This window comes from Micromonospora sp. C51, assembly GCF_018070435.1.
GTDB classification, from domain to species: domain Bacteria; phylum Actinomycetota; class Actinomycetes; order Mycobacteriales; family Micromonosporaceae; genus Micromonospora; species Micromonospora sediminimaris.
The window spans coordinates 38,190-54,833 of the sequence record NZ_JAGPXQ010000040.1 but is presented as its reverse complement, the minus strand read 5'-3'; the positions used below and the strand labels follow the sequence as shown (position 1 = coordinate 54,833).

Sequence of the window (16,644 nt, the reverse complement as noted above, 5' to 3'; positions counted from 1 at the left end):
TACGCCGCACCATCCAACGCGACATCGAGGACAACCTGTCCGAACGGATCCTGTTCAACGAACTCACCCCAGGACAGATCGTCGTGGTCGACTGCGAAGGCGACCCCAACGACATCGACAAGTCCAAGCTCGTCTTCAAGGGGTCCGACCGCCCGGTGGAGGTGCCGGACGCCGTGCCGGCCGACCTCGGCGGCAGGACGGCTGCGGCGGGCGCGGACGAGTAACGTTCGGCCGCCGCCGTTTGGGTGGGTCAGGGCGTAAGCCGCCCACCCTAACCAGATGTCCGCTTTATAGGCTTTTGTCATGACGGCGGTCACGGTTTGCCGGGGCATGGACCACTCCTGGGAGTCGTTGTACCGGGAGTAATCGCGACGGCCGCCCCGGCCGGCCCCGACCCGGAAATGCCGGGCCCGCCGAGGTCGTTGCAGACCCGGAGCAGGCGCGCCCGCGCCGCCTCCATCCGACGCGGTACTCGCAACCTCCCATCTCCTGGTGTCGTGTCGATCCCCCGAGACGGAAGGCAACGATCATGACTAGTTCGATCCGCAAGGCTGCCCTGACCGCCGCCGGTGCCGTCTGCGCCGGTGGGATGATCGCCGGCCCGGTGAGCGCGACCGCTGCCCCGCCGAGTTCCGACCCGCTGGCCGCCGTGACCGAGCGGGGGCACGGCAAGGGTGAGCGGCAGTTGAAGGTGCGCTACGAGGCCCAGCCGAACTTCTACTACTGCGGTCCGGCGGCGGTCCGTAACACCCTGAGCATCCTCAACAAGGACGTTTCCCAGGATGACCTGGCCCGCGAGATGGGCACCACCGAGCAGGGCACCGACTCGGCCTTCCTGATCACCGAGGCTCTCAACCGGAAGGCCGGCGAGGATGTCTACCGCACGGTGGAGATCCCCGGTCAGGCCGCCGACCGAGCGGAGACCGACCGGCTACGGGAGGACGTCGTCCGCGCCGTCGACAGCGGCCGGGGCGTGGTGGCCAACGTCGTGGGCACCGCGACCGACCTCGACGGGGGCAGCCACACCTTCGACGGTGGGCACTACATCGCGGTGACCGGTTACCGCGACGGCGGTGACCAGATGAAGATCGCCGACTCGGCCGACGCCGCCCGAGCCGAGTACTGGATCAGCACCGACGCGCTGGCCGACTGGATCGCCAGCCGGGGCTATTCCGCCTGATCCACCCACCGGATGTCGAGGGCCGGCCCCGATCGGGGTCGGCCCTCGAACGTGTTTCAGCTGGCCACCGGTGCCGGAGGACCGTCGCCGATCAACCGGAACGATGCCTCACCGACCGGCTCGACCAGACCGTCGTCGACCAGTCCGGCGAGTGCCCGAGCGCGCTGCACGTCGTCCGCCCACACCTGGTCCAGCCGTCGGTGCGGCACTGGGCCGGTGGCCTCCCGGAGCACTCCGAGCAGCAGTCCGCGTACCTGGCGGTCGGTGCCCGCGTACCGTTGCGGGCGGCGGGTCGGACCGGCTGGAGCGGGGCGTCCCGAGGCCCGCCATGCGCAGGTCGACTCGACCGGGCACGCCTCGCAGCGAGGCGACCGGGCGGTGCAGACGACCGCCCCCAACTCCATGATGGCGGCGCTGGCCAGGGCCGCCGCGGCCGGTTCGGCGGGCAACAGTTCCTCGGTGGCGACCAGATCGGCGGGGCGGGTGGTCGGGCCGGCGTCCGGTTCGCCGGCCACCGCCCGGCAGACCACCCGACGTACGTTCGTGTCGACCACCGGGTGACGCTGGCCGTACGCGAAGGCGGCGACCGCTCGGGCGGTGTACGTGCCGACGCCGGGCAGGGCGAGCAGTTGCTCCAACCGGTCCGGCACCGCACCGCCGTGCCGCTCCACGATGGCCACCGCGCACTCGTGCAGCCGGACCGCCCGACGGGGATAGCCGAGCCGTCCCCACATGCGGATCGCCTCGGCCGGGCTGGATCCGGCCAGGGCGGCCGGCGTCGGCCAGCGCTCCAGCCACGCCTGCCAGGCGGGCACCACCCGGACGACCGGGGTCTGCTGAAGCATGACCTCGCTGACCAGGATCGCCCAGGGGCTCGTCTCGGGCCGGCGCCACGGCAGGTCCCGCGCGTGCTGCTCGTACCACCGGCTCACCCGGCCGGCGAATGTGGTTTCTGTCATCGCGTCGCCGATGATGTCACGCAGGCCGATCCCGCCGTTCGGACGGTCGGCGGGCCGACGCCGACGGCGGTTGACGGTCGGGCAGAATGCCCGGATGAACGAGCTTGCGATCACCGTCATCGGCCGGGACCGGCCCGGCATCGTGGCTGACGTCGCCGAGGTGCTCGCCCGGCTCGGCGCCAACCTCACCGACAGCACCATGACCCGCCTGCGGGGACACTTCGCGATGACCCTGATATGTGTCGGCCCGGCCGCCGCCGAGGTCGAGACCGCGCTGGCGCCGCTGGCTGCCGACGGCCAACTGCTGGCGACAGTACGCGCGGTGACGCCCGACGGTGAGACGGCACCGGCCGGCGAACCGTACGTGATGGCGGTGCACGGCGCCGACCGGATGGGCATCGTGGCCGCGATGACCCGGGTGCTGACCGAGGCTGGCGGCAACGTCACCGACCTGAGCACCCGTTTGGCGGGGACGCTCTACGTGGTGGTGGCCGAGGTGGAACTGCCCCTCGGTACCGCCGACGCGCTCGGCGGCCGGCTGGCGGAGGCAGCCGCCGGTCTCGGCGTCGAGGTGACCCTCCGGCCCGCCGAACCGGATCTGCTGTGAGCGGCGCACCGGACGTGTCGAACCCGGGCCCGCAGGCCGACGCGTACGTGGGTCTCGGTGACTGGGCTCCCGAGACACTCGGCGCTGGCCGGGTCGTCCCGGTGGTCTCCGCCCCCGACCCGGTGCTCAGCCGGCCGGGAGGGGAGGTCGATCCGACCGCCGACGAGACGGTGCGGCTGGCTGCCGACCTGATCGCCACCATGCGGGTGTCGCCCGGCTGTGTGGGCTTGGCCGCCCCCCAGGTCGGGGTGAGCGCCCAACTCTTCGCGGTGGACGTCACCGGGCATCCCAAGACGGTCACCGGGCACGGCGTCTTCGTGCTCTGCAACGCCCGGGTCGTCGAGGCCACCCGGTGGAAGGCAGGTCGGGAAGGGTGCATGTCGGTGCCGGACCTGACCGGCGACGTGAAGCGCGCGAGCCGGCTGGTGGTGGAAGGGGCGCTGCCCGGCAGCGGTGAAACCGTACGCCTGGTTACCGACGGTTTCGAGGCGCGCGCCCTGCAACACGAAATCGACCATTGCGCTGGCCTGCTCTTTCTGGACCGGGTGGCCGGCGCGCACGCGATCTACCAGCGGAAGGTCTACCTCTGAGTCGACCCGGACGGTCGCGCTGAGTGACCGTCGTCGGTGCGTACCGTCGTGAATGGAGGGTCGGATCCGATGGGACGGAGGAGCCACGGCGCGTCGCTGGCGTCCGCCGCACGCGCCGCCGCTACGGTGGGGGCATCATGCGTCTGACGGTCGGCCCTCTGCCTCCCACCGTGTACTGGCGGCGTCGCGCCGTCGTGCTCGGTGCGGTGCTGCTCTTCCTGATTGTCCTGTTCTATTCGTGTAACGGGCCCACCGGGGGCAACGACGCGACCGGCGACGGCCAACCCGACTCGGGCGTGGCGACCGGCACGCCGGACCCGACCGGGTCGGTGCTGACGCCGCAGACCGGTGCGCCGCCGTCCGGTGATGCCGGTGCCGACCCCGCTGATCCAGGGGACGGTGCCGACCCGTCCGCCCCGGAGAACGAGCCGAGCCTCAGCAACGACCCGCCAGCGGTCGATCCGGTCGCGGACGAAGGCAATTGTGCGGACACCGAACTTTCGGTGACCGCCGTGGCGCTGCCGACGCAGGCCGCCTCGGGGGCCCATGTCGACCTGAACCTGAAGATCCGTAACAGGTCCGACCGGACGTGCAGCCGAGACGTCGGCGCGACCGCCCAGGAGTTGTACATCAAGGCCGGTGCCGAGGTGGTCTGGTCCTCGGACACCTGTGGCACGGCCGCCGGGTCGGACGTGCAGTCCTTCACCCCCGGCTTCGAACGCTCCTACCAGGTCAACTGGAACGGCAGGGACAGCAGCCGGTGCGCCGACGGCGTGGCCAACGGACCGGCCGTGCCGGCCGGGACGTACGAGGTTTTCGCCCGGGTGGGCACCAAGCGGAGCCAGCCGGCGAAGCTGGTCCTCAGGTAGTCGGCGCTCGGGTCGCTCGGCCAAACCACCGGCCGAGCCTCGACTCGACCGGGGACTTCGACGCACGGCCTAGACGTAGCGTTCCAGGATGGACGCCTCGGCCAGCCGCGACAGTCCCTCGCGTACGCCCCGGGCCCGGGCGTCACCGACGCCGTCGACCGCTTGCAGGTCCTCCACCGTGGCACCGAGCAGCCGTTGCAGGCTGCCGAAGTGCAACACCAGCCGGTCGACCACGGCCACCGGAAGGCGGGGCACCTTCGCCAGCAGCCGGAAGCCGCGCGGGCTGACCGCCGCGTCCAGCGCGTCCGAGGCGGCCGGGTAGCCGATCGCCTTGGCGACCGAGACCAGATCGATCAGCTCGGTGGCGCTGAGCAGGTCCAGCTCGACCAGCGCCTCGTCGAGGGTCCGGGACTTGCGGCCGGTGGGCAGGTAGTCCCGAATGACCAGGGTGCGGTCGGCGTCGACGCCAGCCATCAACTCGTCCAGCTGAAGGGCGAGCAACCGCCCGTCGGTGCCCAGCTCGACCACATAGCCGGCGATCTCGTCGGCGATCCGCCGGACCATCTCCAGCCGCTGCACCACGGCCACCGCGTCGCGTACGGTGACCAGATCCTCGATCTCCAGGGCGGACAGGGTGCCGGAGACCTCGTCGAGGCGGAGTTTGTACCGTTCCAAGGTGGCCAGCGCCTGGTTCGCACGGGAGAGAATCGCTGCCGAGTCGTCCAGCACGTGCCGCTGGCCGTTGACGTAGAGGCTGATGATGCGCATGGACTGGCTGACCGAGATGACCGGGTAGCCGGTCTGCCGGGCCACCCGCTCCGCGGTGCGGTGCCGGGTGCCGGACTCCTCGGTCGGGATCGTCGGATCGGGCATCAGGTGGACCGCCGCCCGGACGATCCGGGTGCCGTCGCTGGAGAGCACCACCGCGCCGTCCATCTTGCACAGCTCCCGGACCCGGGTCGCGGAGAACTCGACGTCCAGCGGAAAGCCACCCGTGCAGAGCCCTTCGACCACCTTGTCGTAGCCCAGGACGATCAGCGCGCCCGTCCGACCCCGCAGGATCCGCTCCAGCCCGTCGCGTAGTGCGGTGCCCGGCGCCATCAGGGCAAGGTTGGCGCGCAGCGGGTCGCCGGCGACGCCGCCCCCGGTCACGCTCACGCTGATGGGTCGGGCGGGCGAGCCCACGGCAGCGGTGCGGGCGTGGGGCGTCGCGCCGGCTGGCTTGGTGGTATCGCGGTCGATCGGCACGGGCACAGTCTACGGACTGCCGTGCGGTGGGTGCTCTCGCGGTTACTGTGATGTGTCACGATTCCGCCCGCCCTGCCCGACCCGACCGGTGGACGGCTCACTCCGCCGACGCCCGCGCGGCGGCCTGCAACGCCGAACGCACGTCGGTGACCTCGATCACGCGCATCTGCTCCGGGCCGGCACCCGTGCTGGTGGGCCCGCAACCGGGAGGTACGAGGGCCAGCCGGAAACCGAGCCGGGCGGCCTCGGCCAACCGGCGCGGCACCGCGCCCACCCGGCGCACCTCGCCGGTGAGGCCGACCTCGCCGATCGCCACCAGGTGCGGTGCGATCGCCAGGTTGAGCCCTCCGGAGGCGACGGCGAGGGCGACCGCGAGGTCGGCCGCGGGCTCCACCACCCGGATGCCGCCCACGGTGGCCGCGAAGACCTCCCGGTCGTGCAGGGTGAGCCGTTCGGTCCGGCGCTGGAGCACCGCCAGCACCATCGCCAGCCGGGCGGAGTCCAGCCCGGAGACGGTACGCCGGGGCGACCCGGCCACGGTGGCGCCGATCAGCGCCTGTACCTCGGTGAGCAGTGCCCGGCGGCCCTCCATCGCCACCGTCACACAGGTGCCCGGGACCGGCTCGGAGTAACGGGTCAGGAACAGCCCGGAGGGGTCGGCAAGGCTGCTGATGCCGCCCTCGTGCATCTCGAAGCAGCCGACCTCGTCGGCGGCGCCGAACCGGTTCTTGACCCCGCGCACCATCCGCAGCGACGAGTGCTTGTCACCTTCGAAGTGCAGCACCACGTCGACCAGATGCTCAAGGACCCGAGGACCAGCGACCTGGCCGTCCTTGGTGACGTGGCCGACCAGCACGGTGGCGACCCCGCGTTCCTTGGCCACCGCGACCAGGGCGGCGGTGACCGCCCGGACCTGGGTCACCCCGCCGGGTACGCCCTCGGTGCCGGTGGTGGAGATGGTCTGTACCGAGTCGAGCACGAGCAGGCCGGGCTTGACCGCGTCCAGATGGCCGAGTACCGCCGCGAGGTCACTCTCGGCGGCCAGGAAGAGCTGGTCGTGCAGGGTGCCCATGCGCTCCGCCCGCAGCCGCACCTGGCTGACCGACTCCTCACCGCTGACCACCAGCGACGGGCTGCCCGCTCCGGCGGCCCACTGCTGGGCGACGTCGAGCAGCAGAGTCGACTTGCCCACCCCCGGCTCACCGGCGAGCAGCACCACGGCACCGGGGACCAGGCCGCCACCGAGGACGCGATCCAGCTCGCCGACCCCGGTCGGCCGGGCCCGGGCCGGTGCCGCGCTGATGGTGGCGATGGGCCGGGCGGGCTCGGCGGGCATCCGGGAACTCACCACCCGACCGGAGACGGTCGGGCCGGTGATCGTGCATTCGACCACGGAGCCCCACTCGCCGCACTCGGGACAGCGGCCTACCCACTTCGGTGGCTGGTGTCCGCAGGCGTCGCACTCGTACGCGGGCCGCGGCTCGCGAGCGGCGGCGCGACCGCGCGAGCCGGTACCCGCCCGGGACGGGGTCGATCGGGAGATGCTCACCCGACCGACGCTAACCCCCGGGTACGACGAGGGCGCCCTCGGCATGGCTGCACCACGCCGAGGGCGCCCCCGGAACTCCCCTGGACCGGTTCGGTCGCGGTACGCGACGCCGGTCGGTCGGGCTCAGTGGCCGCCTTCGCCCTCGTACCCGGTGTGCCGCTCGATGATCGGCGACGGCTCGGGTGCGGGGGTGAGCGGCACGGCGATCGGTGCGGGGCTGGTGACCGTCTCGCCGCCGAAGTCGAAGGTCAGCGTGACGTTCTGGCCGGCGAGCAGGGCCTCGTTCAGCCCGACGAGCTGAAGCACCTGCTCGCCCTCGGTGTTGAGCTGCACGTAGCTCAGCGGGGGAATCTCGATCCGGGCCGGACCGGCCGAGGGCGATTCGGTCGGGCTGGGCGACGGAGATTCGTCCGGTGCGGGCGAGCTGTCCGGTGAGGCGGAGTTGTCCGGTGAGGGGGAGCCCTCCGGGGACTGCTCCGGTGACGGGGACGCGGTCGGCGACGCGGTGGGTGATGGGCTGGTCGCGGCGGCGACCGAGGTGAGCACCACCTCGCGGGCGTTCGACGAGGTGACCGTCACCGTCACCGGGTCCGCCGAGTCGTTGTAGAGAACGACGTTGAGCAGGGCGTTGTCGCCGGCCTGGTAGCCCTCGACACCGGGATAGGCGACCAGGGCACCGCGTACGGCGTACTTGCCGTCGCCGGCCGCGAGGTTGGCGCCCTGGACCGACGGCACCTTGTTGGCCGTCTCGGAGATCTGGCCGGCGCCGCATCCGGACAGCAGCAGCCCGGCTGCCGCCGCGATCCCGGGCAGCAGCACGGCAGCCCGCCGGGAACCCCTGATCGAGCGCCTCACGTCGGTCCTCCTCGTCACGATCACACCCGGCTTACCCGCCGGAACCGCTGGCCATGCCCGCGCAGACCGGGCTCCAGGGTAGTTGGAGCTGATCGTGGCCCGCACGCCGACCCGGTGCGACCACCTGCCGGGGGGAGGCTCAGCCGAGCCGACCGTTCGTGACCAGCAGGGCGACGTCGATCAGGGCGACCAGGAGCACCGCCCGGAAGGCGGCCACCGGCCGGGCTCCGGCGGTGTCCCCGGCCCGGCCCGCGTACCAGGCCACGATGAAGATCACGACGGTGGCGCCGACGGCCGCGAGGCCCACGCCCGTCGGCGGCCCGGGCGGCCCGAGCACCAGCGTGACGGTCGCCGCGATCAGCAGCCCGACGGCGGCCGCCCGGCTGCCCGTCGCACCGAGCCGGTGCGGCAGCCCACGGACCCCGGTCCGGGCGTCGTCGGCGAAGTCGGGCAGCACGTTGGCGAAATGGGCCCCCGCACCGAGCAACGCCGCCGCGACCACCAGCCAGGCCGGGGGCGGCGGAGCGTCGGGCAGTGCCAGCACCACGAAGGCGGGCAGCGCACCGAAGGAGATCGCGTACGGCAGCACCGAGATCGGGGTGGACTTCAGCGGCCAGTCGTAGAGCAACGCCGAGACCAGAGCGACGGTGGCGCAGATCGCCGCCGTCGGGTTGGTGGTCAGGGCCAGTGCCACGGTCGCGGTGGCGGCCACGGCGGCGGCCACCGCGACGGTACGCCGGCTCAGCGCGCCGGCGGCCAACGGCTTGTCGGTACGCCCGACCGCGGCATCCCGGTCCACGTCGAGCAGGTCGTTGGTCCACCCGACGGTGAACTGGCTGGCGGCCACGGTGAGCACCACCGCGACGACGCCGCCGGGTGGATGCCCGACACCGACGGCGAGCAGACCAGCCACTGTGGTGACCGCCGCGGTCGGCTCCGGATGGCTCGCTCTGACCAGCCCTAACACCGTCGACGACATAACGGAAGTCTGGTCGTTACCGGGGAGTCGTGCCACGCTCGTTGCCATGCGTGACGCCGGCCGCGTGCTGCCCCGCAACGATCCGCGCCAGTACGACGACCTGGCGGACGAGTGGTGGCGGCCAGACGGCGTGTTCGCCATGCTGCACTGGCTGGCCCGGGCGCGGGCCGCGCTGGTGCCCCCGACGACGCGACCGGGTGCGCTCCTGGTCGACCTGGGCTGCGGGGCGGGGCTGCTCGCCCCCCACCTGGCCGGGAAGGGCTACCGACACGTGGGGGTGGACCTCACCCGCTCGGCACTGGCGCAGGCGGCGGCGCACGGAGTGACGGCGGTCAACGGCGACGCCACGGCGGTACCGCTCCGCGACGGCTGCGCCGACGTGGTCGCCGCCGGCGAGTTGCTGGAGCACGTCCCGGACTGGCGGGCGGCGGTGGCCGAGGCGTGCCGCCTGCTGCGGCCGGGCGGCCTGCTGGTGCTGGACACCCTCAACGACACCGCGCTGGCCCGGCTGGTCGCGGTTCGAGTCGCCGAACGTCTGCCCACCGTGCCGCGTGGCATCCACGATCCTCGGTTGTTCGTGGACGATCGCGAGCTGGTCGCCGAGTGCGCCCGACACGGCGTCGACCTGCGGGTCCGTGGTGTCCGGCCGGCGGTACCGGGGTTGCTGCGGTGGCTGTTCCGGCAGGCGACGGGTGCTGCGACGCCGGCCGGTCAGGCACCGCGCATCGTGCCGACCGGGTCGAGGGCCGTGCTCTACCAGGGCCATGGCGTACGCGACGGATAGCTGATCCAGGTGAGGGTATGGCAATGGCCGAAGAGGGGGTTCCATCCATGACCGAGCGCAGTGGAGCGGCGGCGGCCCGGCGGCTGGCGCCCCGGCTGGCGGCGCGGGCCGCCGCCCACGACCGGGACGGCTCGTTTCCGGTCGACGACTTCACCGACCTGCGCGAGGCGGGACTGTTCGGGCTGATGGTTCCCGCCGAGTTGGGTGGCAGCGGCGCCACCTTCGCGGCGTACGCGGCCGTCGCCACCGAACTGGCCCGGGGCAACGGCGCCACCGCGCTGGTGTTCAACATGCACGCCTCGGTCACCGGCGCGCTCGGCGCGGTCACCGAGGAACTGGCCGAGGCGCTCGGCGTACCGGCGGAGGCACTGGCTGCCCGCGACCGCCTGTTGCGGGCGGCGGCCGACGGTGCGTGGTACGCGGTCGCCATGAGCGAGCGGGGCGCGGGTGCCCGGCTGTCCCAGCTCGCCACGGTCTACGAACCGGTCGACGGCGGCTGGCGGATCAAGGGCAGCAAGACCTTCTGTTCCGGTGCCGGTCACGCCGACGGTTACCTGGTGGCGGCCCGCAGCGCCGCCGACCCGTCGGTGGTCTCGCAGTTCCTGGTTCCGGCCGGCGAGGGTCTCACCGTCGAGCCGACCTGGGACGCCCTCGGCATGCGCGCCACCGCCTCGCACGACCTGCACCTCGACGTGACCGTCGGGACCGACCGGCTGCTCGGCGGGGTCGAAGGGCTGGCCCTGGTGGTGGCTCAGCTCATGCCGCACTGGCTGGTGGCCAGCTACGCGGCCGTCTACGTGGGGGTGGCCCGGGCGGCGATCGACGCGGCCGCGGAACACCTGAACGCCCGGAACCTCGCCGGGCTGCCGGCGGTACGCGCCCGGCTGGGTCGCGCCGACGCCGCGGTGGCGGCGGCGGAACTGGTGGTAGCCGAGGCGGCCCGACGGGTGGACGACGCGCCGGGCGACGAGGAGACCAACCGGTGGGTGTGGCGGGCGAAGCTGCTGGCCGGTACGACCGCGGCGGACGTGGCAGCCTCCATGCTGGAGGCGGCGGGCACCTCCGCCACCCGACGGGGCCATCCGCTGGAACGCCTGTACCGCGACGCCCGTTGCGGGTCGCTGCACCCGGCCACCTCCGACGTCTGTGCCGACTGGCTCGGCATCGCCACACTCGGCGGTGACCCGGACCGTGACGGATCGAGTCCTCGTTGGTGAGCGTGAGGGAATGAGCCTGTCGGCCCTGCGGTCGCGACCGGGAGCGGGACTGGCGAGCGTCAGATGTGAGCTTGCGAGAGGAAGGTGGGACCGTGTCCGTACCGGTGATCGCGGGCCTTGGCACGGCCCATCCGCCCTCGGCTGACCAGCAGGAGCTGTGGGACAAGTTCTTCTCCCAGCACTTCTCCGGCTCCACCCGCGCGCTGGCCGAGCGGATATTCGCGCACTCCGGGGTGACCCGGCGGCAGGCAGCGGTCAACCCGTTGCTTGAGGACGTCTCCGACTGGCCGACCGAGCGACGGATGCTCCGTTACCAGGTCGAGGCGTTGCCGCTGGGTAAGGAGGCGGTCGGCCGGGCGTTGACCGCCGCCGGGCTGGACGCCCGTGACGTCGGCCTCTTCGTGGTGTGCTCGTGCACCGGGTACGCCACTCCGGGGCTGGACATTCTGCTCGCCCGGGATCTGGGCATGGCCGCGACGACCCAGCGGATGTTCGTCGGTCACATGGGCTGCTACGCGGCGCTGCCGGGGTTGGGCGCGGTGGGTGACTTCGTCACTGCGCGGGGGCGTCCTGCGCTGCTGCTCTGCGCCGAGCTGACCAGCCTGCACCTGCAACCCTCCTCGGCCCGGATGGACACCCAGCAGATCGTCTCCCACGCGCTCTTCTCCGATGCCGCGGTCGCCGCGGCGGTCGTTCCCGGCGGGCGGGGGTACGCCGTACGCGAGGTCGCCTCGGTGACCGACACCTCCACCGCCGATCACATGACCTGGGAGGTGACCGACACCGGCTTCCGGATGGGACTGTCGCCGAAGGTGCCGCAGGTGCTGTCGAGGCACGTCCGGGGTCTGGTCGACGAGGTGCTGGCCCGGCACGGCACCCGCCGGTCGGAAGTGGACGGCTGGGCCGTGCACCCGGGCGGCCCACGCATCCTCAACGTGGTGGAGCGTGAGTTGGGGCTGGCGCCGGCAGCGTTGGCGGCGTCCCGGGAGACGCTCAACGAGCACGGCAACTGTTCCTCGCCGACGGTGTTGTTGATCCTCGACCGCCTGTTCCGGTCGGCGCCGGCACCACGTCGGGTGGTGATGCTGGCCTTCGGGCCAGGGCTGACCCTCTACGCCGCTCTGCTGGAACGAAGCGCCTGACCATCCAACAGAGCTACCCTTCAGGTATGGACGTCGATGCCATCCATCGGCTACGCGGGGCCCTGTTGACCGCCGTCGCGGTGGTGGCGCTGACCCTCGGCGGCTGGTGGTGGCGGGTAGCGGCACCGGAGGCGCAGACCGGCGTGGGCCTCGCGCCGGGCGGGTCGTCGGCGGTCACGTCCTGGCGGGAGAACCCGGTCACCGGTGGCACGGTGTCCGAGGTTCCGAATGCCGCCTCCTCCGTCCTGGTCGACGCGCGCACCGGCGCGGTGGTCGGGGTGGACGACGGGCCGGCGGAGCGCCCGGCCACGGGTTCCGCCGCGCCGAGCGGCTGGTACGTGGGCGGGACCGAGCTGGTCTGGACCGAGTCGGCGAGGCTCAGTTCCGGTGCGGCCATCGTCCGGCAGACCCGGATGGAGCGGGGCGAGCGGCACCTGTTGCGCCTGCGCTGCACCGGTCCGGGCGAGTTGCTGGTGGCCGTCGCCGGCGCCCGGTCAGCGGCCCCGATGACGGTGGGCTGCGACGGCGGGCAGGTCATGATGGAGCTCACCGGCACCGGTGCCGCGGCCCGGTTGTCGTTCTCGCCAGCCGGGTCGGAGCCGGTCCAGATCGAGGCCCGATTGATCGCCTTGAACTGAGCGATCCCGGTGGTCTGCGTACCGGGCGGGTCAATCAGCCAGCCGGGACAGTTCGGCGTGGTGGTCGGCGATCGAGGCGACCTCGGGCACCACCAGCGTGATCCGGCCGGTGCGGTCGGCGAGCAGGGCGGTCACGCCGTCCTGACTGGCCGGCAGGTGCAGGAAGGCGCGCAGACCGCCGGCCGGGTCGGCGAGCGAGCGCACCCCCGGCGGCGCTGCCCGTGGCCGGGCAGCGGCCACGCTGACCACGGTCACCCCGGCCGGTGCCGCCGCTGCCGCCGCGGCCACCTGCTCCGGGCAGGCACATCCGTCCACCAGCAGCACCACCACCGGCAGCAGCCCGCGCAGCGGCACCGGCGACTGCCCGCCGTCGACCAGGTCGAGCGCGGGCAGGGGGCGACCGGTCAGCTGCGCCGGTGCCGGGTCGGGCGTACCCGCGTCCGGCCCGGTCCGGCTGGCCCTGGGCCAGGTGACGGCGGCCAGGCCGGCGAGGGTGGTCAGGAGCGCGACGATCAGCACGATCACCGGTGCGGCGGGTGGACGCCAGCGGCGCTGGTCCGCCGCTGCCCGTCGCAGCTCACGGCGGATCAGTTCCGCCTCGTCGGCCAGGGCAGCGATGTCGTCCGGGACGACCACCCGGCCCCATTCCGGCGGCAGGTCAGGCAGCCCGGGACCATCGGCGTCAGCCTTGCCCATTACAACCCCCTGGAACCTCACGGGTGTGCGGACGCGGCACCCCTCAAGCGTCCCGCACCAGGCCGGGTACCGCTACCGCTGCCCGCGTCGGACTGCGGCGGGATATCATGGAACGGGTGCGTAGCCCTTGATCTCCAGCGGGTGTGTTGCAGGGCCTCGGCGCTTGTTCTCCCGGATCTCCACGTCCATTCCAGTGGTGTCCGGGGGTCATCCCAAGGTTACTCAACGTGTTCGAATCATCGTCTGGATGGTCTGTCAAGCCGAAGAAATACCTCTCACAGGGCCCCTGAGCTGCGCCAACGGTCAGGACAGCGGTGAGACATCGGTGCCTGAGCGTGTTACCCTAGACACAGCGAAAGGGGTTTCGAACCTATGGTTTTCAGTGTCGGCGAGACCGTTGTTTACCCCCACCACGGGGCCGCACTCATCGAGGCAATCGAGACTCGGGTCATCAAGGGCGAGCCCAAGCAGTACCTCGTCCTGAGGGTCGCGCAGGGTGACCTGACGGTCCGGGTACCGGCCGAGAACGCCGAGATCGTGGGTGTGCGCGAGGTGGTTGGCGAAGAGGGCCTCGGCAAGGTCTTCGACGTTCTCCGGGCTCCGCACACCGAGGAGCCGACCAACTGGTCGCGGCGTTACAAGGCGAATTTGGAGAAGCTGGCTTCCGGTAACCCGCTGAAGGTGGCCGAGGTCGTCCGTGACCTGTGGCGTCGCGAGCGGGAGCGGGGGCTGTCCGCGGGCGAGAAGCGCATGCTCGCCAAGGCCCGCGACATTCTGGTCGGCGAGGTCGCGCTGGCCGAGAAGAGCACCAAGGACGAGGCGGAGACGCTGCTCGACAAGGTGCTGACGGAGGCCTAGTCCGCACAGCATCGTCGTACCCGATTCGTAGCGAACAAACCGTCGAGGACCGCGACGTGACCGCGCAGCTCAATCCGTGCGGTGACGTCGCGGTCCTCGTGCCTGCGGCCGGTGCCGGCGTACGCCTCGGGCCCGGTCGACCGAAGGCACTTCGGCTGCTGGCCGGTGAGCCGCTGCTGGTACACGCGGTTCGTCGGTTGGCCGAAGCCCCCTCGGTGCACAGCATCGTGGTGGCCGCACCGGTCGCGGAGGTGGCGGCCGTGGGTGAGCTGCTCGCACCGATCGCCCCGGTGACCGTGGTCCCCGGTGGTGCGGAACGGCAGGCCTCGGTGGCCGCCGCGCTCGCCGCGGTACCCGCCGGTCCCGGGATCGTCCTGGTGCACGACGCGGCTCGCGCACTCACCCCGCCCGCGCTCGTGGAATCGGTGGCGGCGGCGGTCCGGGCGGGCCATGACGCGGTGATCCCGGTGCTGCCGGTCGTCGACACGATCAAGGAGGTCGACGCGGGCGAGAAGGTGCTCGGCACCGTCGACCGGGCTGCGTTGCGCGCCGTGCAGACCCCCCAGGGATTCCGCCGGGCGGTGCTGGCCGCCGCCCACGCCGCTGCCGCCGATGCCCTCACCGACGACGCCGGGCTGGTGGAGAAACTGGGCGTGCCGGTGCACTGCGTGCCCGGTTCGGAGCACGCTCTGAAGATCACCAGGCCGTTCGACCTGGCGCTGGCCGAGCATCTGCTGGCGACCGGACGGTAGCGCGTACCCTCGGATCATGATCGTTCCTCGGGTGGCCATCGGGACCGACGTGCATGCCTTCGAGGCGGGTCGGCCCTGCTGGGTGGCCGGTCTGTACTGGCCGGAGCAGGACGGCCTGGCCGGGCACTCGGATGCGGACGTGGCCGCCCACGCCGCCTGTAACGCGCTGCTCTCCGCCGCCGGTCTCGGTGATCTCGGTGCCAACTTCGGTGTGGGGCAGCCCGAGTGGGCCGGGGCCAGCGGGGTGGCGCTGCTCACCGAGACGGCCCGCCGGGTACGCTCCGCCGGCTTCGCCATCGGGAACGTGTCCGTGCAGGTGGTCGGGCTCCGGCCGAAGATCGGCCCACGTCGGGACGAGGCCCAGCGGGTGCTGTCGGAGGCCGTCGGGGCGTCGGTCACCGTTTCCGCCGCCACCACCGACGGCCTGGGCTTCACCGGGCGCGGTGAGGGGCTCGCCGGGATCGCGGTCGCCCTGGTGTACGAGCAGCCGAGCGCCTAGGCTCGCCGCGATGTCCGCCGACGTCCCCACCGACCCGCCCGCCGCCGACGGCTACCTCGAACGTGCCACGCTCCTGGCCGAGCTGGGCCGCTACGACGAGGCCGCGGCCGAGCTGGGCTTCGCACTGGCCCTCGACCCGGCCGACGCCACGGTGTCGACAATGCTGGCCCGGGTGCACCTGGCCGCCGGCCGACCGGCCGAGGCGCTCGCCGCCGCCCAGGCCGCGGTGGCCGCCGCGCCGGGGCAGGTGCCCGCGCTCGTTGCTCGTGGGCTGGCCCTCGGCGACCTCGAACGGTACGCCGAGGCCGCGCGTACCGCCGACGAGATCCTGGCCCTGGGGCCGGCGGACGCGTACGCCCAGCGCAGCGCGGCGGCGATCCTGGCCGGCTCCCGCAACGGCCAGCCGGCGTTGAACGCGGCCTGGCGCGGGGTGGAACTGGCCCCCGAGGAGCCGCAGGGCCACCTGGTGCTGGGTCTGGTCGCGGCCAACATGCGGATGTACGACCTGGCGGAGCGCGCCTACCGGGAGGCGCTGCGGCTGGACCCGCGACTCGCGGAGACCGGCGACGACGTCGGGGTACTGCGGCTGGAGCAGCGCCGGTGGAGCGCTGCGCTGGAGCGACTGGCAGAGGCGGCGGTGGCGAACCTGCCGCCGACCGATCCGCGCCACGCCGATGAGGTGCCGGACGAATCGACCCGCCCGGACGAGATCGACGATCAGGGCCGGCCGAGTGCCGCCCAGGAGGAGTCGGATCGGCCGGCTGCGGGCCACGACGACGCCAGCCGTCCCGCCGACGGTCCGGAGGAGCGTCCGAGCTGGCCGGCGCAGGGTGGCGCCGTGCCCGCCGGAGATTCGGTGCCGGGCGGGCGTGGCGAAGCCTGGCCGGGACAGCCCGGCGTCGGCCCGGTCGTCGCACGCCAGCCGGTGCCGGCGGCACTGCGGCGGTTCGTGCTCTGGGGCGCCGGGTGGTCGGTGGTCGCCGCCATCGTGGTCGCCTGTTCGACCGCGACCGGCGCCGGTTTCTCCCGGCTGCTGGCGGTGGCGGCGGCTGCTGGCGGAGGCATCGTGCTCTGGCAACAGGCGGCCCGGCTGCCCGGGCTGACCCGAACCATCCTGCCCGTGCTGCGGCGTACCGACCGTCCGCTCGCCCTGGCCGTGTACGCCGCCGCGACGGCACCTGTGCTGATCCTGCTCTACGCCCTGCTCGGCACCCCGTGGCCG

Annotated in this window: 17 protein-coding genes and 2 pseudogenes; 13 read left to right on the top strand and 6 right to left on the bottom strand. The window is 72.8% G+C overall.

Going from position 1 to position 16,644, the window contains the following annotated elements:
* Together KBX50_RS27100 and KBX50_RS27095 are read left to right on the top strand one after the other, a co-directional pair.
* Window positions 1–224, top strand: a pseudogene (locus KBX50_RS27100) (ATP-dependent Clp protease ATP-binding subunit ClpC); the annotation flags it as partial.
* Window positions 225–526: 302 nt separating this feature from the next.
* On the top strand, window positions 527–1,180 hold the full coding sequence (locus KBX50_RS27095; RefSeq protein ID WP_210940504.1) for a C39 family peptidase: 654 nt from the start codon (window positions 527–529) through the stop codon (window positions 1,178–1,180).
* A 56-nt stretch (window positions 1,181–1,236) separates the two neighbouring features.
* Here the strand turns inward: KBX50_RS27095 and KBX50_RS27090 are convergent, their stop codons facing one another.
* The gene (locus KBX50_RS27090) at window positions 1,237–2,139 is read right to left on the bottom strand and encodes an A/G-specific adenine glycosylase (RefSeq protein WP_210940503.1); all 903 of its coding nucleotides are present in this window, start codon (window positions 2,137–2,139) and stop codon (window positions 1,237–1,239) included.
* Window positions 2,140–2,233: 94 nt separating this feature from the next.
* On the opposite strand from KBX50_RS27090, the gene KBX50_RS27085 reads away from it, so the two are divergent.
* The 3 genes from KBX50_RS27085 (at window position 2,234) to KBX50_RS27075 (ending at window position 4,205) form a co-directional block, all read left to right on the top strand.
* The gene (locus KBX50_RS27085; RefSeq protein WP_210940494.1) at window positions 2,234–2,746 is read left to right on the top strand and encodes a glycine cleavage system protein R; all 513 of its coding nucleotides are present in this window, start codon (window positions 2,234–2,236) and stop codon (window positions 2,744–2,746) included.
* Window positions 2,743–3,336, top strand: a complete 594-nt coding sequence (locus tag KBX50_RS27080; RefSeq protein WP_307871085.1) for a peptide deformylase — start codon at window positions 2,743–2,745, stop codon at window positions 3,334–3,336. Before KBX50_RS27085 ends, KBX50_RS27080 begins: the two co-directional genes overlap by 4 nt.
* Before the next feature lie 137 nt (window positions 3,337–3,473).
* Window positions 3,474–4,205 (top strand): hypothetical protein, encoded by a 732-nt coding sequence (locus KBX50_RS27075; RefSeq protein ID WP_210940493.1) that lies wholly within the window; start codon window positions 3,474–3,476, stop codon window positions 4,203–4,205.
* A gap of 69 nt (window positions 4,206–4,274) precedes the next feature.
* Here the strand turns inward: KBX50_RS27075 and disA are convergent, their stop codons facing one another.
* The 4 genes from disA to KBX50_RS27055 form a co-directional block, all read right to left on the bottom strand.
* Window positions 4,275–5,453 carry a DNA integrity scanning diadenylate cyclase DisA gene (gene disA / locus KBX50_RS27070; RefSeq protein WP_210940492.1) on the bottom strand — a complete coding sequence of 393 codons (1,179 nt, stop codon included), beginning with the start codon at window positions 5,451–5,453 and terminating at the stop codon, window positions 4,275–4,277.
* Between the two features lie 97 nt (window positions 5,454–5,550).
* Window positions 5,551–7,047 (bottom strand): DNA repair protein RadA, encoded by a 1,497-nt coding sequence (gene radA, locus KBX50_RS27065; protein ID WP_247674511.1) that lies wholly within the window; start codon window positions 7,045–7,047, stop codon window positions 5,551–5,553.
* A gap of 78 nt (window positions 7,048–7,125) precedes the next feature.
* Window positions 7,126–7,857, bottom strand: coding sequence for a hypothetical protein (locus tag KBX50_RS27060; RefSeq protein WP_210940491.1), 732 nt, complete (start codon window positions 7,855–7,857; stop codon window positions 7,126–7,128).
* Between the two features lie 139 nt (window positions 7,858–7,996).
* The gene (locus KBX50_RS27055; protein WP_210940490.1) at window positions 7,997–8,836 is read right to left on the bottom strand and encodes a UbiA family prenyltransferase; all 840 of its coding nucleotides are present in this window, start codon (window positions 8,834–8,836) and stop codon (window positions 7,997–7,999) included.
* A gap of 46 nt (window positions 8,837–8,882) precedes the next feature.
* On the opposite strand from KBX50_RS27055, the gene KBX50_RS27050 reads away from it, so the two are divergent.
* The 4 genes from KBX50_RS27050 (at window position 8,883) to KBX50_RS27035 (ending at window position 12,617) form a co-directional block, all read left to right on the top strand.
* Entirely contained in the window at window positions 8,883–9,620 is a 738-nt protein-coding gene (locus KBX50_RS27050) for a methyltransferase domain-containing protein (RefSeq protein WP_210940489.1), read from the top strand.
* Window positions 9,621–9,667: 47 nt separating this feature from the next.
* A complete protein-coding gene (locus KBX50_RS27045) occupies window positions 9,668–10,837 on the top strand; it encodes an acyl-CoA dehydrogenase family protein (RefSeq protein ID WP_210940488.1) in 1,170 nt (389 codons plus the stop codon).
* A 92-nt stretch (window positions 10,838–10,929) separates the two neighbouring features.
* Entirely contained in the window at window positions 10,930–11,979 is a 1,050-nt protein-coding gene (locus KBX50_RS27040; RefSeq protein ID WP_210940487.1) for a type III polyketide synthase, read from the top strand.
* Window positions 11,980–12,005: 26 nt separating this feature from the next.
* A complete protein-coding gene (locus KBX50_RS27035; protein WP_210940486.1) occupies window positions 12,006–12,617 on the top strand; it encodes a hypothetical protein in 612 nt (203 codons plus the stop codon).
* Between the two features lie 30 nt (window positions 12,618–12,647).
* On the opposite strand, the gene KBX50_RS27030 is transcribed toward KBX50_RS27035, so the two are convergent.
* On the bottom strand, window positions 12,648–13,313 hold the full coding sequence (locus tag KBX50_RS27030; protein WP_210940485.1) for a hypothetical protein: 666 nt from the start codon (window positions 13,311–13,313) through the stop codon (window positions 12,648–12,650).
* 372 nt (window positions 13,314–13,685) lie between these two features.
* On the opposite strand from KBX50_RS27030, the gene KBX50_RS27025 reads away from it, so the two are divergent.
* From KBX50_RS27025 to KBX50_RS33870, 4 genes and pseudogenes are all read left to right on the top strand, one after another.
* Window positions 13,686–14,171, top strand: coding sequence for a CarD family transcriptional regulator (locus tag KBX50_RS27025; RefSeq protein WP_007073334.1), 486 nt, complete (start codon window positions 13,686–13,688; stop codon window positions 14,169–14,171).
* Between the two features lie 56 nt (window positions 14,172–14,227).
* Window positions 14,228–14,923: a 2-C-methyl-D-erythritol 4-phosphate cytidylyltransferase gene (gene ispD, locus KBX50_RS27020; RefSeq protein WP_210940484.1), complete on the top strand. Its 696-nt coding sequence runs from the start codon at window positions 14,228–14,230 to the stop codon at window positions 14,921–14,923.
* Window positions 14,924–14,936: 13 nt separating this feature from the next.
* Complete coding sequence (gene ispF, locus KBX50_RS27015; RefSeq protein ID WP_210940500.1) at window positions 14,937–15,422, top strand: 2-C-methyl-D-erythritol 2,4-cyclodiphosphate synthase; 486 nt, start codon at window positions 14,937–14,939, stop codon at window positions 15,420–15,422.
* 10 nt (window positions 15,423–15,432) lie between these two features.
* Window positions 15,433–16,068 (top strand): annotated as a pseudogene (locus tag KBX50_RS33870) (tetratricopeptide repeat protein); the annotation flags it as partial.
* Between the last annotated feature and the right edge of the window lie 576 nt (window positions 16,069–16,644).

Excerpts from the sequence above, each read along its gene's own strand:
- KBX50_RS27075 (WP_210940493.1), top strand. The coding sequence starts at position 3,474 with ATGCGTCTGACGGTCGGCCCTCTGCCTCCCACCGTGTACTGGCGGCGT.
- KBX50_RS27085 (WP_210940494.1), top strand. The coding sequence starts at position 2,234 with ATGAACGAGCTTGCGATCACCGTCATCGGCCGGGACCGGCCCGGCATC.
- KBX50_RS27055 (WP_210940490.1), bottom strand. The coding sequence starts at position 8,836 with ATGTCGTCGACGGTGTTAGGGCTGGTCAGAGCGAGCCATCCGGAGCCG.
- KBX50_RS27050 (WP_210940489.1), top strand. The coding sequence starts at position 8,883 with ATGCGTGACGCCGGCCGCGTGCTGCCCCGCAACGATCCGCGCCAGTAC.
- radA (WP_247674511.1), bottom strand. The coding sequence starts at position 7,047 with ATGCCGAGGGCGCCCTCGTCGTACCCGGGGGTTAGCGTCGGTCGGGTG.
- KBX50_RS27035 (WP_210940486.1), top strand. The coding sequence starts at position 12,006 with ATGGACGTCGATGCCATCCATCGGCTACGCGGGGCCCTGTTGACCGCC.
- KBX50_RS27090 (WP_210940503.1), bottom strand. The coding sequence starts at position 2,139 with ATGACAGAAACCACATTCGCCGGCCGGGTGAGCCGGTGGTACGAGCAG.
- KBX50_RS27025 (WP_007073334.1), top strand. The coding sequence starts at position 13,686 with ATGGTTTTCAGTGTCGGCGAGACCGTTGTTTACCCCCACCACGGGGCC.
- KBX50_RS27045 (WP_210940488.1), top strand. The coding sequence starts at position 9,668 with ATGACCGAGCGCAGTGGAGCGGCGGCGGCCCGGCGGCTGGCGCCCCGG.
- KBX50_RS27030 (WP_210940485.1), bottom strand. The coding sequence starts at position 13,313 with ATGGGCAAGGCTGACGCCGATGGTCCCGGGCTGCCTGACCTGCCGCCG.